The organism is Streptomyces sp. NPDC039480 (assembly GCF_055597165.1).
The window spans coordinates 133366-152460 of sequence record NZ_JBVITX010000016.1 but is presented as its reverse complement, the minus strand read 5'-3'; the positions used below and the strand labels follow the sequence as shown (position 1 = coordinate 152460).

General features: G+C 70.9%; 16 protein-coding genes. 5 read left to right on the top strand and 11 right to left on the bottom strand.

What is annotated here, in order from left to right:
* Positions 1-138: 138 nt before the first annotated feature.
* Positions 139-1296, top strand: coding sequence for an acyl-CoA dehydrogenase (locus tag ACZ56E_RS36960; protein WP_468613250.1), 1158 nt, complete (start codon positions 139-141; stop codon positions 1294-1296).
* A gap of 104 nt (positions 1297-1400) precedes the next feature.
* On the opposite strand, the gene ACZ56E_RS36955 is transcribed toward ACZ56E_RS36960, so the two are convergent.
* The 3 genes from ACZ56E_RS36955 to ACZ56E_RS36945 are packed head-to-tail and all read right to left on the bottom strand — an operon-like array spanning position 1401 to position 4260.
* Positions 1401-2594 carry a dipeptidase gene (locus ACZ56E_RS36955; RefSeq protein ID WP_471221189.1) on the bottom strand — a complete coding sequence of 398 codons (1194 nt, stop codon included), beginning with the start codon at positions 2592-2594 and terminating at the stop codon, positions 1401-1403.
* Positions 2595-2611: 17 nt separating this feature from the next.
* Positions 2612-3145 (bottom strand): 5-(carboxyamino)imidazole ribonucleotide mutase, encoded by a 534-nt coding sequence (gene purE / locus ACZ56E_RS36950; RefSeq protein WP_471221187.1) that lies wholly within the window; start codon positions 3143-3145, stop codon positions 2612-2614.
* Positions 3142-4260, bottom strand: coding sequence for a 5-(carboxyamino)imidazole ribonucleotide synthase (locus tag ACZ56E_RS36945; RefSeq protein ID WP_468613302.1), 1119 nt, complete (start codon positions 4258-4260; stop codon positions 3142-3144). The genes purE and ACZ56E_RS36945 overlap by 4 nt, the downstream gene beginning before the upstream one ends.
* 245 nt (positions 4261-4505) lie before the next feature.
* Between ACZ56E_RS36945 and ACZ56E_RS36940 the strand changes: the two genes are divergently transcribed.
* The gene (locus ACZ56E_RS36940) at positions 4506-5015 is read left to right on the top strand and encodes a GtrA family protein (protein ID WP_471221247.1); all 510 of its coding nucleotides are present in this window, start codon (positions 4506-4508) and stop codon (positions 5013-5015) included.
* Here ACZ56E_RS36940 and ACZ56E_RS36935 read toward each other — a convergent pair.
* On the bottom strand, positions 5012-6313 hold the full coding sequence (locus tag ACZ56E_RS36935) for an ATP-binding protein (protein WP_468613245.1): 1302 nt from the start codon (positions 6311-6313) through the stop codon (positions 5012-5014). The genes ACZ56E_RS36940 and ACZ56E_RS36935 overlap by 4 nt on opposite strands.
* A gap of 535 nt (positions 6314-6848) precedes the next feature.
* Positions 6849-7526 carry a response regulator transcription factor gene (locus tag ACZ56E_RS36930; RefSeq protein WP_468613244.1) on the bottom strand — a complete coding sequence of 226 codons (678 nt, stop codon included), beginning with the start codon at positions 7524-7526 and terminating at the stop codon, positions 6849-6851.
* Between the two features lie 474 nt (positions 7527-8000).
* On the opposite strand from ACZ56E_RS36930, the gene ACZ56E_RS36925 reads away from it, so the two are divergent.
* Positions 8001-9527, top strand: a complete 1527-nt coding sequence (locus ACZ56E_RS36925; RefSeq protein WP_471221184.1) for a peptide MFS transporter — start codon at positions 8001-8003, stop codon at positions 9525-9527.
* A 116-nt stretch (positions 9528-9643) separates the two neighbouring features.
* Positions 9644-10483 carry an alpha/beta hydrolase gene (locus ACZ56E_RS36920; protein ID WP_471221183.1) on the top strand — a complete coding sequence of 280 codons (840 nt, stop codon included), beginning with the start codon at positions 9644-9646 and terminating at the stop codon, positions 10481-10483.
* 447 nt (positions 10484-10930) lie between these two features.
* On the opposite strand, the gene ACZ56E_RS36915 is transcribed toward ACZ56E_RS36920, so the two are convergent.
* The 6 genes from ACZ56E_RS36915 to ACZ56E_RS36890 form a co-directional block, all read right to left on the bottom strand.
* Complete coding sequence (locus ACZ56E_RS36915; protein ID WP_471221181.1) at positions 10931-12211, bottom strand: hypothetical protein; 1281 nt, start codon at positions 12209-12211, stop codon at positions 10931-10933.
* A complete protein-coding gene (locus ACZ56E_RS36910) occupies positions 12208-13461 on the bottom strand; it encodes a hypothetical protein (RefSeq protein WP_471221179.1) in 1254 nt (417 codons plus the stop codon). Before ACZ56E_RS36910 ends, ACZ56E_RS36915 begins: the two co-directional genes overlap by 4 nt.
* Entirely contained in the window at positions 13458-14471 is a 1014-nt protein-coding gene (locus ACZ56E_RS36905) for a hypothetical protein (RefSeq protein ID WP_471221177.1), read from the bottom strand. The genes ACZ56E_RS36910 and ACZ56E_RS36905 overlap by 4 nt, the downstream gene beginning before the upstream one ends.
* A 99-nt stretch (positions 14472-14570) precedes the next feature.
* Entirely contained in the window at positions 14571-15320 is a 750-nt protein-coding gene (locus ACZ56E_RS36900; protein WP_471221176.1) for an LPXTG cell wall anchor domain-containing protein, read from the bottom strand.
* 1384 nt (positions 15321-16704) lie between these two features.
* Positions 16705-17211, bottom strand: coding sequence for an ATP-binding protein (locus tag ACZ56E_RS36895; RefSeq protein ID WP_471221174.1), 507 nt, complete (start codon positions 17209-17211; stop codon positions 16705-16707).
* 269 nt (positions 17212-17480) lie between these two features.
* Entirely contained in the window at positions 17481-17849 is a 369-nt protein-coding gene (locus ACZ56E_RS36890; RefSeq protein ID WP_468613296.1) for an STAS domain-containing protein, read from the bottom strand.
* Between the two features lie 236 nt (positions 17850-18085).
* Between ACZ56E_RS36890 and ACZ56E_RS36885 the strand changes: the two genes are divergently transcribed.
* The gene (locus ACZ56E_RS36885) at positions 18086-19048 is read left to right on the top strand and encodes an RNA polymerase sigma factor SigF (RefSeq protein ID WP_471221172.1); all 963 of its coding nucleotides are present in this window, start codon (positions 18086-18088) and stop codon (positions 19046-19048) included.
* Positions 19049-19095: the final 47 nt, after the last annotated feature.

Genomic DNA, 19095 nt, shown 5'->3' with positions numbered 1-19095 from the left:
AGCATAGTTCGCGCGTGTCCCGCCCTCTCACCGGGCACGATTCCCGCTGTCGCCAAGCTCACGTATCCCTCGCGCCGGGGACGCCACTAAAATTTGGGTTACTTAACGGTAATTAGCATCCTTGGAGCGTGAGAGACCTTGGCCGGATCGGCTGATTTCGACCTGTACCGCCCGTCCGAGGAGCACGACATGCTCCGGGACGCGATCCGCTCGCTGGCCGAGGCGAAGATCGCCCCGTTCGCCGCCGCGGTGGACGAGGAGGCCCGCTTCCCGCAGGAGGCCCACGACGCGCTCGTCGCCAACGACCTGCACGCGGTCCACGTACCGGAGAGCTACGGCGGCGCGGGCGCCGACGCGCTGGCGACGGTCATCGTGATCGAGGAGGTGGCGCGCGTCTGCGCGAGCTCCTCCCTCATCCCGGCCGTCAACAAGCTCGGCTCGCTGCCCGTCATCCTCTCCGGCTCCGAGCAGCTGAAGAAGAAGTACATGTCGCCGCTCGCCGGTGGCGAGGGCATGTTCTCGTACTGCCTCTCCGAGCCGGACGCCGGTTCGGACGCGGCCGGCATGAAGACCAAGGCCGTGCGCGACGGCGACTACTGGGTGCTCAACGGCGTCAAGCGCTGGATCACCAACGCCGGCGTCTCCGAGTACTACACGGTGATGGCCGTCACCGACCCGGAGAAGCGCTCCAAGGGCATCAGCGCGTTCGTCGTCGAGAAGGGCGACGAGGGCGTCTCCTTCGGCGCCCCGGAGAAGAAGCTCGGCATCAAGGGCTCCCCCACCCGCGAGGTCTACCTCGACAACGTCCGCATCCCCGCCGACCGCATGATCGGCGAGGAGGGCACGGGCTTCGCGACCGCCATGAAGACCCTGGACCACACCCGCATCACCATTGCGGCGCAGGCCCTCGGCATCGCGCAGGGCGCCCTCGACTACGCCAAGGGGTACGTCAAGGAGCGCAAGCAGTTCGGCAAGCCGATCGGCGACTTCCAGGGCGTCCAGTTCATGCTCGCCGACATGGCGATGAAGGTGGAGGCCGCGCGTCAGCTGACGTACGCGGCGGCCGCCAAGTCGGAGCGCGGCGACAGCGACCTCACCTTCCAGGGCGCGGCCGCGAAGTGCTTCGCCTCGGACGTGGCGATGGAGGTCACCACGGATGCGGTGCAGCTCCTTGGGGGGTACGGGTACACCCGGGACTACCCCGTCGAGCGCATGATGCGTGATGCGAAGATCACGCAGATCTACGAGGGGACGAATCAGGTTCAGCGCATTGTGATGGCGCGGAACCTGCCGTAACGCTCCCCCGGCGCCGGGGCTGGACCCTGCTTTCCAGCACCCGGCGCCTTCGGGCTGTGCCCACCCGTTCCGCCGTGCGGAACGCCTGCCCACAGCGGAAACAGCTACCCGTCGAGTTGCTCCAGTGTGGCGATGGACGGGCCGCGCCGGGACTGCACGTCTCGGGCCACGGATTCCGCGGCGTCGAGCACCCGTACCGTGTTCTGCCACGTCAGCTTCGCGAGGTCGGGGCTTGACCAGCCGCGGGTGAGGAGTTCCGCGAGCAGGTTCGGGTAGCCCGACACGTCGTCCAGGCCGGCCGGGGTGAACGCCGTGCCGTCGTAGTCGCCGCCGATGCCGATGTGGTCGATGCCCGCCACCTCGCGCATGTGGTCGAGGTGGTCGGCGACCGTGGCGGCCGTCGCGACGGGACGGGGATTGCGCTCCTCGAAGGCCGCATGGACCTTCATGGCCTCCGGTGTCGTGTCCAGGTGGTGGAAGCCGTGCGCGCGCATGTTCTCGTCGGCGGCCGCCGTCCAGTCGACCGCCGCCTGGAGGACGAACTTCGGGACGAAGGTCGCCATCGCCACGCCGCCGTTGCCGGACAGCCGCTCCAGGACGTCGTCCGGGATGTTGCGCGGGTGGTCGCAGACCGCCCGTGCGGACGAGTGGGAGAAGATGACCGGCGCGACCGACGTGTCCAGGGCCGCCCGCATCGTCGTCGCCGCCACGTGCGAGAGGTCCACGAGCATGCCCATGCGGTTCATCTCGCGCACGACCTCGTGCCCGAACGGCGAGAGGCCGCCGACGCCGGGATCGTCCGTCGCCGAGTCCGCCCACGCGATGTTGTCGTTGTGCGTGAGGGTCATGTAGCGGACGCCGAGCGTGTGCAACGCCCGCAGCGTGGCCAGGGAGTTGTTGATGGAGTGGCCGCCCTCGGCCCCCATCAGGGAGGCGATGCGGCCCTCGCCGCGGGCCCGCTCCATGTCCGCGGCGGTCAGGGCGCGGGCCAGGTCCGAGGGGTAGCGGGTGAGCAACTGGCCGACGCAGTCGACCTGTTCGAGCGTGGCGCTGACCGCGGCGTCGCCCGCCAGGTCCGTACGGACGTAGACCGACCAGAACTGCGCGCCGACGCCGCCCGCGCGCAGCCTGGCGATGTCCGTGTGGAGCCTGCCCGTCTGGTCGGCGGCGATGTCGAGACGGCCGATGTCGTAACCGGCCTTCTCGCGCAGCGCCCACGGCAGGTCGTTGTGACCGTCGGCGACGGGGAACTCGGCGAGCAGGGCCCGTGCTTCTTCCAGCTTCTCCGGATGCGTCATACCCGTCACTGTGCCGGTCACTTCCCCGGGCCGAAGCCGAATCCGGAACCCGCTCCCTCGACCTTGGTGCGCAGCCGCTTGCCCTTCTCCGTCGCCTGGTCGTTCAGCTCCTGCTGGAACTCCCGCATCCGGGCGAGCAGTTCGGGGTCGTGCGCCGCCAGGATGCGGGCCGCGAGCAGCCCCGCGTTGCGCGCGCCGCCGACCGAGACCGTCGCCACGGGGACGCCCGCGGGCATCTGCACGATGGACAGGAGGCTGTCCATGCCGTCCAGGTACTTCAGGGGGACGGGGACGCCGATGACCGGCAGCGGGGTCACCGAGGCCAGCATGCCGGGCAGGTGCGCGGCGCCGCCCGCGCCCGCGATGACCGCCTTGAGACCGCGCTCCGCGGCCTGCTCGCCGTACGCGATCATCTCGTGCGGCATGCGGTGCGCGGAGACGACGTCGACCTCGAAGGGGATCTCGAACTCGTCGAGGGCCTTGGCGGCGCCCTCCATGACGGGCCAGTCGGAGTCCGAGCCCATGACGATGCCTACAACAGGTGCGGTCATTCGGTGATCGTTCCTCTGAGGTAGCCGGCTGCGTGGCGGGCGCGGTCGAGGACCTCGTCCAGATCGTCGCCGTAGGTGTTCACGTGACCGACCTTGCGGCCGGGCTTCACGTCCTTGCCGTACATGTGGATCTTGAGCTGCGGGTCGCGGGCCATGCAGTGCAGGTACGCGGCGTACATGTCGGGGAAGTCCCCGCCGAGGACGTTGGCCATCACGGTCCACTTGGCGCGCGGGCGCGGGTCGCCGAGCGGCAGGTCGAGGACCGCGCGGACGTGGTTGGCGAACTGCGAGGTGATCGCGCCGTCCTGCGTCCAGTGGCCGGAGTTGTGCGGGCGCATCGCCAGTTCGTTGACGAGGATGCGGCCGTCGGGCGTCTCGAAGAGCTCGACCGCGAGGTGGCCGACGACGCCGAGCTCCTTGGCGATACGCAGCGCGAGCTCCTGGGCCTCGCCCGCCAGGGCCTCGCTCAGGCCGGGGGCCGGGGCGATGACCGTGTCGCAGACGCCGTCGACCTGCTGGGACTCGACGACGGGGTAGGCGACGGCCTGGCCGTGCGGCGAGCGGACGACGTTCGCCGCCAGTTCGCGCACGAAGTCGACCTTCTCCTCCGCGAGCACGGGGACACCGGCCCGGAAGGGGTCTTCGGCGTCCTCGACGGAACGTACGAACCACACCCCCTTTCCGTCATAGCCGCCCCGCACCGTCTTCAGGATGACCGGGAAGCCGTCGCCCTCGGCCGCGAAGGCGGCCACGTCGGCCGGGTCCCTCACGATCCGGTGGCGCGGGCACGGCACGCCGATCTCCGTGAGCTTCGCGCGCATCACGCCCTTGTCCTGGGCGTGCACCAACGCGTCGGGCCCCGGGCGCACGGGAATGCCGTCCGCCTCCAGGGCCCGGAGATGCTCGGTGGGTACGTGTTCGTGATCGAAGGTGATCACATCGCAGCCCCGCGCGAAGTCACGCAGCGTGTCGAGGTCGCGATAGTCGCCGATCACGACTTCGCCGACGACCTGCGCCGCGGAATCCTGCGGGGTGTCACTGAGGAGCTTGAATTTCAGGCCGAGGGGGATACCCGCCTCGTGGGTCATGCGGGCGAGCTGACCGCCGCCGACCATGCCGACTACCGGGAACGTCACACCCCCAGGGTATCGGCCGGTATCGGCCACCCCGCAACGGCCGGATCCGGCGCCTCGCGGTGCCGGTCGTCACAGCGCGGGCACAGTGTCCGGGCGCCCGCGCGCGCCCGGGTGGCCCGCTGGTTAGCATGGCTGGGTCGACACGACCGAATCACCAATCCGTCGGCACGTACACGACCGGTACGAACGACCGGTACGGAATCGACGGGGGCTGGGGCGACACCATGACGGAACGGGGCGCACTGCGCGTGCGGCTGGACCAGGTCTGGCGTGAGGTCGCCAAGTTCGGGGCCGTGGGGGCGGTCGGCACGCTGGTGAACTTCGGCGTCTTCAACCTCGTGCGGCACGTCACCGACCTCCATGTGGTGCGCGCGAGCGTCGTCGCCACGATCGTCGCCATCGTCTTCAATTACGTGGGGTTCCGCTACTTCACGTACAGGGACCGTGACAAGACCCGCCGCACCAAGGAGCTCTCGCTGTTCCTGCTGTTCAGCGCGGTCGGCCTGGTGATCGAGAACGGCGTGCTCTACGCCGCGACGTACTGGTTCGGCTGGGACGGCAGGCTGCAGGCCAACTTCTTCAAGTTCCTGGGCATGGGCATCGCGACGCTGTTCCGCTTCTGGTCGTACCGGACCTGGGTGTTCAAGGCGCTGCCCGTGCACGCGCCCGTCGCCCATGCCGAATCGTTCCTGGAGAAGACGGAGACCACGGACGAAAAGCCCGTGGCCCGCTAACGAACCGTCTTGTCCCTGTCCTTCTCCTTCTCCTTGTCCTCCGGCTCGCCGTCCGTGCCCTTCGACGACGGCGTACGGGACAGGAAGAGCCCGAAGACCGGCGGCTGTGTCTGCAGCATTTCGAGGCGGCCACCGTCCGCCTCGGCCAGATCCCGCGCCACCGCGAGGCCGATTCCCGTCGAGTTGCGGCCGCTGATGGTCCGCTCGAAGATGCGGGCGCCGAGGTCGGCCGGGACGCCCGGGCCTTCGTCCGTGACCTCGATGACCGCCTGGTTGCCGGTGACGCGGGTGCGGAGCGCGACCGTGCCGCCGCCGTGCATGAGCGAGTTCTCGATCAGCGCGGCGAGCACCTGGGCGACCGCGCCGGGCGTGCCCACCGCCTCCAGGTGCCGTTTGCCGGAGCTGACGATGGCGCGGCCCGCGCTGCGGTAGGCCGGGCGCCACTCCTCCAGTTGCTGCTTGACGACCTCGTCCAGGTCGAAGGCGACGGCCGAACCGGTGCGCGGGTCACGGGAGTTGGTGAGCAGCCGCTCCACGACGTCGGTCAGCCGCTCGACCTGGGCCAGCGCGATGGTCGCCTCCTCCTTCACCGTGTCCAGCTCGTCGGTGACGGTGATCTCCTCCAGGCGCATGGAGAGCGCGGTCAGGGGTGTGCGCAGCTGGTGCGAGGCGTCGGCGGCGAGCCGCCGCTCGGCGGTCAGCATGCGGCCGATGCGCTCGGCAGAGGAGTCCAGGACGTCGGCGACGCGGTCCAGCTCGGGCACCCCGTACCGCTTGTGGCGCGGCCGGGGGTCGCCCGAACCGAGGCGCTCGGCGGTCTCGGCGAGGTCGGTGAGGGGGGATGCGAGGCGGTTGGCCTGGCGCACGGCGAGGAGTACGGCGGCGACGATGGCGAGGAGCGCCACGGCGGCGATGATCAGCAGGGTGCGGCCGACCTCGCGGTTGACCGCCGCGCGCGGCTCCTGGACGGTGACCTTCTCGCGCTGCTCGCCGGGGCGGGTGGCGCTGATGACGTCGCCCGTGGGGCGGGTGCCGATCTCGATGGGCTTGCGGCCCGGGATCTCGATGCGGGCGTAGCGGTCGGTGGCGACCTGGTCCCTCAGGATGGCGCCGGTGATCTTCTCCTCGCTGATCAGCCGGCTGTCGACGATGCTGGCGAGGCGGAGGGCCTCGGAGTCGACGCGTTCCTGGGCGCTGCTGCTGATGGTCCTCGTCTCTACGATGACGAGGCTCACCCCGAAGACCGCGATCACTACGAGGACGACGGCGAGAGTGCTGTTGATCAGGCGACGGCGCATACACACAGTCTCGCGGATCGCGCCCGCCCCTGACGGGGGCGCTGCCGCAGGCTCCCCCCCCCAGGGGCGCGGGGAACTGCGCGCCCGGCCCCCAACAACCCGCAGCCGCGTCTGCCTCCGGCGGTCGGACGGCGAGTGCGGCCTCGCCTTTGGCCGCTCGCGCAGTTCCCCGCGCCCCTAACGGGGCGCCGACCGCAGGCTCCCTCAGGGGCGCGGGGAACTGCGCGGCCAGCCCACAACAAGCCGCAGACGCGTCTGCCACCGGCGGTTCAACGGCGGGTGCGGCTTTGCCTTTGGCCGCTCGCGCAGTTCCCCGCGCCCCTAACGGGGCGCTGCCGCAGGCTCCCTCCAGGGGCGCGGGGAACTGCGCGGCCAGCCCACAACAACCCGCAGCCGCGTCTGCCACCGGCGGTTCAACGGCGGGTGCGGGTTTGTTTTTGGTTGCTCGCGCAGTTCCCCGCGCCCCTGGAGGGGCGCTGCCGCAGGTTTCCGGGACCGGGGGGAGAGCGGGGCGCCGCCCCCGGAGGGGTGGCTGTCAGCTTTTTTCGAAGCGGAAACCTACACCCCGCACCGTCGCGATGTACCGAGGATTGGCCGCGTCGTCCCCGAGCTTCTTGCGCAGCCAGGAGATGTGCATGTCGAGGGTCTTCGTGGAGGACCACCACGTCGTGTCCCAGACCTCGCGCATCAGCTGGTCACGGGTGACGACCCGGCCCGCGTCGCGCACCAGGACCCGGAGGAGGTCGAACTCCTTCGCGGTGAGCTGGAGCTCCTCCTCGCCCATCCACGCCCGGTGCGACTCGACGTCGATGCGCACGCCGTGCGTGGCGGGCGCCTCCTTCGGCTCCGTGGCCCCGCGCCGCAGCAGCGCCCGCACCCGGGCGAGCAGTTCGGCGAGCCGGAAGGGCTTGGTCACGTAGTCGTCGGCGCCCGCGTCGAGCCCGACGACGGTGTCCACCTCGTCGGCGCGCGCGGTCAGGATGAGGATCGGCACCGTGAGCCCGTCGGCCCGCAGCCGGCGGGCCACCTCGAGCCCGTCCATCCCGGGCAGCCCCAGGTCGAGTACGACAAGATCCACACCGCCCTGCAGACCTGCGTCGAGAGCGGCCGGGCCGTCCTCGCGGACTTCGACCTCGTAACCCTCCCTGCGCAGGGCACGGGCCAGCGGCTCCGAGATGGACGCGTCGTCCTCGGCGAGCAGTACACGGGTCATGGGGTGATGGTAGTCCGCTGTGGACAAGCCCCGGGAGGTGATCGCACAGTGGAGCGGTACGCCTACGGCTATGGGAAGCGATTCCAGGAAACACCTTTGATTGTGCGCTGTTGGTTGCAGCGAAACCTGTGATCCATGTCTCAAGTCCTTCCATATGCATCCCTGCCGTGTCGTATGGTGACCCAACGCCTCATGCACTACTCAAGGACCTTTGGCCCGCTGTGCGCGCCTTAGGTCTCTTTTATGTGCGGGCCGGCTCTGCTGGCCTTGAAAGGAATGACCTGTGGTCGGGCCCTGCGCGCGAGGATGCGCCCAGGGTGTGGATCCCGGAGTCGCCGCTCCTCACCTCCTCGTACGGGGGTGAGAACCTCCCCCGGGCGTGGGGTCGGGCGGTACGACGACGGTGCCGACCGCCCCCCACCGGGCGCGCTCACGCTCCTGCCGCGCGCGTCCCGAACCCACGAGGATCGACCCATGGCGTCCAGCCTGACGAAGGACTCCGCCAGTACCCCTGGCTCCGAGAAGACCTTCTTCGGCCACCCCCGCGGACTGGCCACTCTGTTCATGACCGAAATGTGGGAGCGGTTCTCCTACTACGGCATGCGCGCCCTGCTCGTGCTCTACCTGGTTTCCGGCGGCGCCGACGCGGCGACCGGCAGCCAGGGCGGCGGCCTTGCGTACACCGCGGCGGCCGCCACGGCCATCTACTCCGTCTACGTGGCCATGGTCTATCTCATGGCCATGCCCGGCGGCTGGATCGGCGACCGCATCTGGGGCGCCCGCAAGACCGTCGCCATCGCGAGCTGCGTGATAGTCGCCGGCCACGTGTGCCTGGCGCTGCCGAGCTCGGCGATGTTCTTCGTCGGCCTGGCGCTGGTCGCGGTCGGCTCGGGTCTGCTGAAGGCCAACATCTCGACGATGGTCGGCCAGCTCTACAGCGACCCGAAGGACCTCCGCCGCGACGGCGGCTTCACCATCTTCTACATGGGCATCAACCTCGGTGCCTTCGCCGCGCCCTTCGCCATCGGCATCCTCGGCGAGAAGGTCAACTGGCACCTGGGCTTCGGCCTGGCCGCGATCGGCATGGCGCTCGGCGCGATCCAGTTCATGGTCGGTTCCCGTCACCTCTCCGCGGAGAGCAGCCTGGTCCCGAACCCGCTGTCGGCCGAGGAGAAGCGCGGCGTCATCGTCAAGACGCTGGGTGCCGTCGCCGTCATCGCGGCGTTCTACCTCGTCGTGGCCTTCACCGACGTCTACCGTCTGACCCTGAACTGGGCGCTGCTCCCGATCACCGTCGCCGGTCTGCTGATACCCGTCGCGGTCCTCGTCAAGATCAAGCGCGACAGGGAGCTCAACAACGAAGAGCAGACCAAGATGACGGCGTTCATCTGGTTCTTCGTGGCCGCCGCGATCTTCTGGATGATCTTCGACCAGGGCGCGTCGACGCTGTCCCTCTTCGGTGACTCGCACACCTCCCGGGACATCTTCGGCTGGGAGATGCCGAACACCCTGTTCCAGTCGCTGAACCCGGGCTTCATCATGCTGCTCGCCCCGGTCTTCGCCGCCCTGTGGATCAAGATGGCCCGCAGCAACCGCGAGCCCAGCACCATCGTGAAGTTCTCCTTCGCCCTGGTGATGGCCGGCGCCTCGTTCTTCGTGTTCCTCGTCCCGATGGGCATGGCCACCGGCGACACGAAGGTCACCATGTGGTGGCTGGTGCTGATCTTCCTGATGCACACGGTCGCCGAGCTGTGCCTGTCCCCGGTGGGTCTGTCGCTGACCACGAAGATGGCGCCGGCGAAGTACGCCTCCCAGATGATGGGTGTCTTCTTCCTCGCCGTCACCGCGGGCGACAGCGTGACCGGCATGCTCGCCATCGCCGGGGTCGACCTCAACGGCCGGGGCATGGTCGCCCTGGAGGCCGCGGCCGCGGTGCTCGCGGGCGTCTCGGTCTACATGGCGCGCAAGAAGGTCAGCGGGCTGATGGGCGACGTGCGCTGACCCGTACACACGGCAACGGTTGACTCGCTCGAACTGAGGGCCGCCGCACCACCCGGTGCGGCGGCCCTTGGCGTTTCTCCGGATGCGGGGGCGCGGGGCGGTGCAGCATCTGGGGCATGGCCATGCGTCGTACGTTGCTGACCCTCACCGTGTGCGGGGCGTTGCTCTCGTCCAGTGCCGCCGCCCAGGCGGCCCCCGAGCCGCCTGGGCAGGGCCGGCTCTTCCATTACGGCGGCCACGCCCGCCAGAACATCACCGTGTACGGCGACCGGGGCCCCGCGCTGATGATCGTGCACGGCGGCTACTGGTCGAAGGACACCGACTGGAGCAGCCGGGCACGGTGGTTCGCGGCGCGCGGCTTCACCGTGTACGACACGGACTACCGGCTCACGTCCGATGCCGTCTGGCCCGCGCAGCGCGACGACGTGCACGCGGCGCTGCGCTGGGTGCAGGGCTTTCACGGCGGGGCCCTGCCTCTCGTCCTCGGCTCCTCCGCGGGCGGGCACCTGGCCCTCCAGGCGGGGACGTACGGGGCGGGGCGGGCGCGGGTGCGCGGGGTGGTCGCGCTGTCCCCCGTGGCGTCGCCGTACCGCGCGTGGCGGGACGGGGCGGAGCGGGGGGCGTCCGCCGAGCGGCGGGCGCTGCGGAGGGCGGCGGAGCGGCTTGCGGGGTGCGTGCCGACGTGGGCGGCGGGGCGGGGGTGCTCGGCCCGGTGGGCCGACCTGAACGTGGCCTCCCATGCCTCCGGCGCGGATGACGCGCCGCTGCTGCTGGTGCACTCGGAGGGTGACTTCGTCCCGCCGGTGCACTCCGCGGACCTTGCGGAGGCGCAGCGAGGGGCGGGGCTTTCCGATGTGACGGTCCGCACGGTGTCAGGCCCCGCACACGGGGGCCCGCTCCTCCGCGCCCCGGCCACGTCCCGCTCGGTCCTCCGCTGGCTCCGCACCCACGCCTGACTGCGCGAGCGCGCAGCCGCGTCTGCCAGCGACGGCTCGCGGGCGGCTGCGGGCCTGTCGGTGGCTGATCGCGCAGTTCCCCGCGCCCCTAAAAACCCGCAGCCGCATCTGCCTGCGACGGCACGCGTGCGGCTGCGGGTTTGTTTGTGGCTGGGCGCGCAGTTCCCCGCGCCCCTAAAAACCCGCAGCCGCATCTGCCTGCGACGGCACGTGGGCGGCTGCGGGTTTGTTTGTGGCTGATCGCGCAGTTCCCCGCGCCCCTAAAAGCCCGCCGTCGCGTCTGCCTTCGGCGGCTCAGGGGTGGGTGGCTGCGGGCGTCCTGGGTTGCTTCCCCGGGCCCCTTACGGGGGCGCCGCCGCGGACCACCTAGGGGCGCGGGGAACTGCGCGGCCAGCCACATACCACCCGCAGCGGCGAACAGGCGCGAGCCCGGCAGACGCGTTCGGGCTAGCGCAGGCGCCGGTGCCTCGGGAGGAAGGTGAAGACTGCTCCGCCGAGGAGGATTACTGTGCCGGCGACGAGGCCGAGCGCCCGCAGCGCTCCGTCGTCCTCCGCGCCCGTCTCCGCAAGGCCGCCGCCCGAGGACGACGAACCGCCCCCCGTGGCCGGGGAGCCACCTGTCGTGGCCGGGGAGCCCCCCGCCGTACCGCCGCCGGAACCGGACGCACCGCCCGGCTGCGCCGCCGTGTCCAGTTCCAGGGAGACGTCACTCTTGACCGGCGTACAGGTCGTCGTCGTGCCGAGGGCCTTGACTGTCAGGACACCCGGCGACAGCGTCGACTTGCCGTCCGCGCCCGGCTTGTACGTGCCGGTGAGGTCGGGGATCGTCATCGGGTCGCCGGACTTGATGGGCTCCTTGTTGGTGGGCCCCTCCACATGCACCGTGCCCTTGTCCGCGCCGCCCAGCGTGACCTCCATCGACGGCTTCACCGAATCCGCGGGGATGTCGGCCGGACTGTCCATGACCGACTTCTTGAACTCGACGGTGAGCCCGTAACTCCCGCCGTCCTTCTTGGCGTTGATCTGGACGGGCGAGGTGGCGTCCTTGTCGCCGATCGGCGTCTTGCACTTGTAGGGCGTCTGGACTTCCTTGCCGGGGAAGTCGGTCTGCCCGTCTCCCCCGCCACCGGAAGCACCACTAGAGGTACCACCAGAGGTTCCGCCGCCCGAACTGCCCCCCGCCTCCGTCACCTTGATCGTCGCGCCCGCCTTCACCTGCTCCTTCGGCGTGCACTTCGTGTCGGTCGAGATCGGCTTGTTGACGTTGATGTTGTACGCGTCCGGGGTGAGCGTCACCTCCCCCGCCGCCGTCAGCTTCAATTTGCCCTTCATGTCGGACAGGATCATTGGGCTGTTCTTCTTGATGGGCGGGTTCTTGCGCTCACCCGTCACCTTGAGGTCCCCGCTCTGGCCACCGGCCAGTTTCACCGTGCCGGTCGGCTGGACCGTGTTCTCGGCGAGGTCCAGCACGTCCGGGTTGCTGGACGCGGCCTGCGTCGTCTTCCACACGATCTCGACCTCGTCGCCGACCTTCGCCGTGGCCGGCGCGGTGATCTCCACCTTGGTCGTGCCCTGTACGGGTGGCAGGTTGGAGATCGGCGGAGGGACGCACTCCGTCTTGTAGGCGACTTCGGCGGCCTGCGCCGGGCCCGCGCCGAGCAGGATGCCCGCTCCGCCCAGCAGGAGCGCGACCGAGGCCGCGCCCGCTCTCCGTCGTAGCGTGATCACGTGGTTCCCTTCGTCGGACTGTCGTCGGACGGTGCGGAGAGCCGGCCTGCGGGTGCGCCGGGGTCTGTGTCGGGGGTGAACCAGGGCAGGGAGGCGGTCGGCGACCCACCGGTGCCGTGCGGGGCGCCGGGGCCAGGTGTGCCGGGCCCGCCAGCCGTCCCCTCTCCCCCCGTCGGTTTCGTACGAGGTGCGGGCGCCGCGTGGGACGGGCGCGGGCCACCCGGCGCCCGTCCCCTCCGGTCCGCGTCGACCGCCCCTTGCGGCAGCCTCAACTGCGGCAGGCGCCGGGCGAGTTCGGCGATGCGGCGCCCGGTCCGGTGCCGGCCGCCGCGCGAGACTCGGCGCCGGTTCGGGCGGAGCCGGTCGACGATCGCCATGCCGATGCGGAAGACGGCTGCGGGCACCACGACGCCGAGCAGGATCCAGAACAGGGTGACGCCCCAGGGGCGCCCCACGCCCCACGGCTGCTCGGCCAGCACCTTCCCGCCGAACTTCAGCGAGACCAGGTAGTCGCCGTGCGACCCCGCCGCCAGCTCCACCGGCAGCTTGATCTGCGCCTTCTTGCCGGGTGCGATGGTGCCGCGCCACTGCTGTTCCTCCCACTCCGGGGCGAACACGCCGTGGGAGGTGCCGACTTGGAAGACCGGGTCCTTGACGGGCGCGGAGCCGACGTTGCCGACGGTGAATTCGAGGGTCCGCTGCGCCGGGGCGCCGAACCAGGTCAGCACCCCGCTGGAGCCCTCCAGACGGGTGTCGGTCAGGACGGACAGCTTGCCGCCGCCCGCTTGCCGGGGCAGCGGCTTCACGGGGTGGCCCGCGACCTTCAGTACCGCGTCGACCTGCTGCTTCTCGCCGGTCACCGTGGAGACGTGGACGACGCAGGGGCAGGGCTCGGGCGGCTCGGCCACGGGGAGCCTCTTGTCGAAGGCGCCGTCCTTGTCGGTGGTGACGGCCCGGCCCTCGGAGTTGGCGCAGGAGTTGGTGCCGCCGATGACGCCCTTGCCGGGCGCGGACTGGCCGCAGACGAGCATCATCAGCAGGGCGTCCGGCCGCCAGCCCTCTCCCTTGACGGTGACCGAGCCGCCTTTGCCCGCCTCGGAGGTGGAGAGCTTCACGGTGGGTTTGTCGGCGGCGGTGGTGGCGGCGGCTGCGCCGGTCTGCGGGAGCAGTACGAGGGTGAGGAGGGCCAGTACGGCGAGTACGGCGGGTACCGCCCCGGAGGCCGGGCCGGGACTCTTCTTCCGGTTCACAGCTCGTCTCCCGTCCCCGTCCGCGCCAACTCCCGCGCTTCTTGCCCCTGTTCGACCGCCGGGCCGGGCGGCTCCTCGTGACGCCGTCTCCGTGTGCGTATGCGGATGCGTATACGTACGAGATATGTCGTCGCGGCCGCGACGGCGAGCAGCAGGGCGCCGCCGCCCGCCACCGCGCCCCATGGCACGAAACGGGCCGTGGTCGTCGCCGTGTCGCGGGCGCCGCCCGCCGCCGTGGCCGTGAGCTCGACGTCGACGGAGTCGAGGGCCGGCGGGTCCGGCCACGGCTCGGTCAGGGAGATCCGGCGGCCGGGCAGGAGCTCGACCGGCAGCGTGCGCGCGGGGCGGTCGACGAGGGTGCCGCGGACGCCCTCCGCGTGCACCGCCAGCTTCGGGGTCAGCACGGTGTTGCCGCGGTTGACCAGGTCGTACGTGATGCGCTCGGCGTCGGCGTCGACCTTGACGCGTTCGACGGTGAGCGCGGAGAGGGTGGGCCCGCCGACGCGCAGGTGCACGCGCACGCCCACCGTGCGGCCGCCGCCGCTCGCGACGATCGCCCCCGGGTGGTCGCCGGGCACCGCGCTCGCGGGCACCGTCAGCGTGAACGGCACCTCGGCGCGGGTGCGCGGCGGGACCTTCACCTGCCGCTTGGCGAAGGTGATCCACGCGCCGGTCTGCTTCGGCCTGACCTTGGCCGGGGTGACGGAGAACGCGCCGGAGCCGGTGTTGCGGGCGTCCGCGCCCCGCAGGGAGATCGTGCGGGGCTTCGGGCCGGGGTTGGTGACGGACAGGGTGTCGTGGAGCACGGTGCCGGGGGCGCCCTCCGCGTAGAAGGAGGGGCGCCCGTCCTTCGCGGGGCGGGTACCGGCCCCCGCGGAGGGCGCGACGGACCAGTCCGCGGAGCCGCCGCCGTCCGCGTACGCGGGGGCCGTGGCCGCTGCCGCAAGGACCAGGGCGGTCGCGCAGAGCACGACCCGCCCGGAGGACGTCATCGGCGGCTTGGGCGGCATCGGCGGCTCCTGATCCTCTGGCCCGTTCCTCTGGCCTGTTCCTCTTGCGCGTGGCGCGTGACGCGCGGTCCGGCTCCGGGGTTTCCGGGACCCCGCGCGCTACCGCGAGCGCGCGGCCTGGTTCCTGCGGGTCAGCCAGAGCGCGCCTGCCGCGCCCGCGAGCAGGACGGTGCCGCCGAGGGTGCCGAGGGCGACGGCGGAGTCGGCCGGGCCGGTCTGCGGGAGTTCCGCGCCGCCGGACGCGGCGCTGTCGGAGCCGCCGGTCGCGTCGGACGCGCCGCCCGAGGCGCTGCCGGTGTCGGACCCGCTGTCGGACCCACTGTCGGAGCCGCCGCCCGATCCCTTGACGTCCAGTTCCAGGGAGGGCTTGGGGTTGTTGGACGGGGTGCACGTCGTGGTCGTACCGAGCGCCTTGATCGTGAGGACGCCGGCCGTGAAGGTGACCTTGCCGCTCTTCTTGGGCGTGTACGTGCCCGAGAGGTCGCTGATCTTGATGGGGGTGTTGGCGGGGATCGCCTCGGAGTTCGGGGCGCCGGAGACGGGGACGGTGCCGCTGTCGGCGCCGCCCACCTTGATCACGGCGCTCGGCTTCATCGCGCCCTTGCCGAGCTCCACGGGGCTGGAGGAGACGCCCTTCTGGAAGGACATGGTGAGCTTGTAGCCGCTGCCGCTCTTGACGCTCTTGATGTCGATCGGCGAGACGGCGCCCTTGTTGCCGATGGGCGTCTTGCACTGGTAGTTGACGTCCTGGACGGTGGCCTGCGCGGCGGGGGCGGCCAGCAGCACCGCTGAGCCGCCGGCCAGGACGGTGGCGAGCGCGAGCGCGGCCGATTTTTTCGTGTGCGACACCTCGTTTGTCCCCTCATGCCGGTCGTGGCGTGCCGCGGTGCGGAGTTGCTCGTGTTACTGACGGCACATCAGATTGGGCGCTCAAGGTACGCCCGTGCCCTTGCCGAGGGAAGACAAAGGACGCGCCGGATCCGCGACGCTCCGCCCCGCACCCGAACCGCGGGTAACAGCCGTGGCCCAAGCTGGGTCATAGGCAGGCAGCATCCCCCTGAGGGGCGGGCCAACCGGGCGGGTAGGGCACCCGGACAGCCGGCGGGCAGCCGGGCGGCCAAGCGGCACGGGCGCCAGACGGGCACATGGGCACCGGACGGGAACCAGGCGAGTCCCCCAGGCACCGGCCGGGAACCGAGCGAGCGCCCCAGACCCCGCCCGGGAACCGGGCGAGGCCACAGGCACCAAGAGCACGAAGCGGGCGTCCACAAGCGCCGGGAGCGAGCTGAGCAAGCGCCACAAACGCCAGGCGGAGACCAATCGGCGCCACAGACGCCAGGCGGGGACCGAGCAGCACCATAGGCGCGGGACGGGAACCAAACCGGGCACCCTGGGTGCCAGGCGGACGCCACAGGCCCCGGACGGGAACCAGGCGAGCGCCACAGGCGCTGGGCGGGACCAAGCGAGACCGCGGGCCCCGGACGCGAACCAAGCGAGACCACAGGTGTCGGGCCCAACCAAGCGGCACCCTAAGCCGCAGCAGGCACCCCGGGCGCCAGGCAGACGCCGCAGGCGCCCGGACGGCAACCAGGCGGCGCCACAAGCGCCGGCGGGAACAGAGTGAGCGCCACAAACACGGGGCGGGACCAAGCGAGGCCACAAGCACCGGGTGCGAACCAAGCGGCGCCACAAGCGCCGAACGGGCACCCAAAGCACCACGCAGACGCCACAGACACCGGGCGGCAGTCGAGCGGCACCACGAGCGCCGGACGGGGACTCAGCGGCGTCCCCCGTGCCGGCCGGCAACCAAGCAGCAGGACAAGCACCGGGCGGAGGCCAAGCGAGGCCCCAGGCAGCAGGCGGAAACCGAGCAAGGCCGCAGGCGCGGGCGGCGGGAACCTGGTGGGCCGCGGCGCACGCTAGGCGGCAGCGCCGGGTGGCGGGAAACGACTAGGCGGCCGGACAGAGCGGGCCGCGGCGCACGCCAGGCGGGCGGCGCCGGGCGGCCGGAAACGACTGGCGGCCGGACAGGGCGGGCCGCGGCGCGCGCTTCGGGCGGCGCCGGGTGGCGGGAAACGGCTGGGCGGTCGGACAGAGCGGGCCGCGGCGCGCGCTGAGCGGGCGGCGCCGGGCGGGCGGAAATGGCTGGCGGTTGGACAGGGTGGGCCGCGGCGCGCGCTGAGTGGGCGGCGCCGGGGGGCGGGGTCGAGAGGGCGAGGGGGTCGTGGTGCCGCTAGGCGGGGGCGCCCAGTTCTGCCCAGACCGTTTTGCCTGTGCCCGCGGCGCTCCGTACGACCCCCCAGTCCAGGCACAGCCGCTGGACGATGAACATTCCGTGGCCGCCGGGTCGCCCCGCTCGGTGCGGGGTGCGCGGGGCGGGCTGGCCCGTGCCGCGGTCGGAGACCTCGATGCGCAGCACTTTGCCGTCGCTGGAGAGCCAGAGCTCGTCGGGGCCCTCTGCGTGCAGGCAGGCGTTGGTGACCAGCTCGGAGACGACGAGGAGGACATCCTCGGCGGCGGCGCGCCGGTCGGCGCTCTCCGCGGGCAGCCAGCCCCACGCGTGGAGCGCCTCACGCGTGTAATCACGCGCGAGAGGGACGATGCCGCTCGCCCCGTTCAGGCTCAGCCTGCGGACCTGCCGGGAGGGCGTCCCGGAGATCCGGTCCGCAGGAGCGTCCGCGACTGCGGCCTCGGAATCCGGGCCGCGGTCGCCCGGCGAGTAAGGCCGGGTGGTGCTCATCAGCGCTTCACCTCACCGACAAGAGGAATGAGGGCTCTGAACTCTGGACAAGTTGAGAACTCTGGGCGAGTAGGGGACATCGGCTGCTTGCCGTTCTGACTGTTGATTTTGCGGACCGCCGTCGGCGGATCCAGGTCTCTCCTGCCCGGACGAACCGTGAGAACACCCACTTGTTCGGCACGGTCCCGTGTGACGCTGGTAACGCCATGATCACGCAGAGGCAACCGACGCGTAACGGTCGCGTGTGACCAGCGCGGATTCATGGGAACTCATTCGTCCAGAGCCGCTTCGAGCGTCTCGTGAAGCGTGAAGACCGCCTCGGCCCCAGTGATCTCGAAGACCCTGGCGACCACCGGCAGCATCCCCGCCAGATGTACGCCGCCGCCCGCCGCCTCGGCCTTGAGCCGGGCACCGAGCAGCACGTTGAGCCCCGTGGAGTCACAGAACTCAAGGCGTGAGCAGTCGACGACCAGTCGTGCATAGCCGTCCGTGAGGCAACTCTCGAGTGGCTCGCGCAACACGTCGGCGGTGTGGTGATCCAACTCACCCGCCGGGGTCACGACGGCACTCGTGCCCACCTTCCGGACTTCGACCAGAAGCCGGCCCCTGTGTGCGCTGCCGACCGTCCCGCGGTCCATCGTCACTCTCTTCCGACCGTCGTGGCTGTTGATGACGCCCCTGAACATTACGCCCTCCTGGCGGTCCGGGGTACCCGAACATCCCCCCGAATTCGGACATTTACCCTCAGAACGCACTTGCGACCGGCACGCGGAAGCGGGTAGGGGTAGAAGAGACATCAATCGACACGGACGGCTTTGGAGGCGCCGCACACCGCAGTGCACGTATTGGCATCGGCAGCCATATGCCGAGAACGATGGAGGACACCATGTCACCCCGGCTCGACGAATCGCGTACTGACCAGGCGACGTCGACACTCCCGCCGCACCGCTCCGCCAACGAGATCGCGAGCCCCGCTCCCGAGTCCGTACCCGCCCAGCGCGGGTCCATACCTGCCCAGGACGGACTCGAAGGCCTCGAAGACCTCCCCGAGATCCCGCCGTACGACGAGGTGGGGCCGCTGGACGCCAGGGCCCTGTCCAAGACCCTCTTCGGGCGCCTCGAGTCGCTCGAGGAAGGGACGCACGAATACGCGTACGTCCGTAACACCCTGGTCGAGCTGAACCTCGCCCTGGTGAAGTTCGCCGCCTCCCGGTTCCGCTCCCGCAGCGAGCCCATGGAGGACATCATCCAGGTCGGCACGATCGGCCTCATCAAGGCCATCGACCGCTTCGAGCTCAGCCGCGGCGTCGAGTTCCCCACCTTCGCCATGCCGACGATCGTCGGCGAGATCAAGCGCTTCTTCCGTGACACCAGCTGGTCGGTGCGAGTCCCGCGCCGCCTGCAGGAGCTCCGACTGGACCTCGCCAAGGCGGGCGACGAACTCGCCCAGCAGTTTGATCGCGCACCCACGGTGGGCGAGCTCGCCGAGCGCCTGGGCATCTCGAACGACGAGGTCGTCGAGGGAATGGCCGCCTCGAACGCCTACACCGCGAGCTCCCTGGACGCGCAGCCCGAGGAGGACGACTCCGAAGGCGCCCTCGCGGACCGCATCGGCTACGAGGACCACGGTCTCGAAGGCATCGAGTACGTCGAGTCGCTGAAGCCGCTGATCGCCGAGCTGCCGCCGCGCGACCGCAAGATCCTCTCCCTCCGCTTCGTCGCCAACATGACGCAGTCGGAGATCGGCGAGGAGCTCGGCATCTCGCAGATGCATGTGTCGCGCCTGTTGTCGCGAACTCTCGTCAAGCTCCGCAAGGGGCTGACGGTCGAGGAGTGACCGCCGCCGCGTCTCTCTTGAACGGCCCCGTGGGGCCCGCCCCTTGA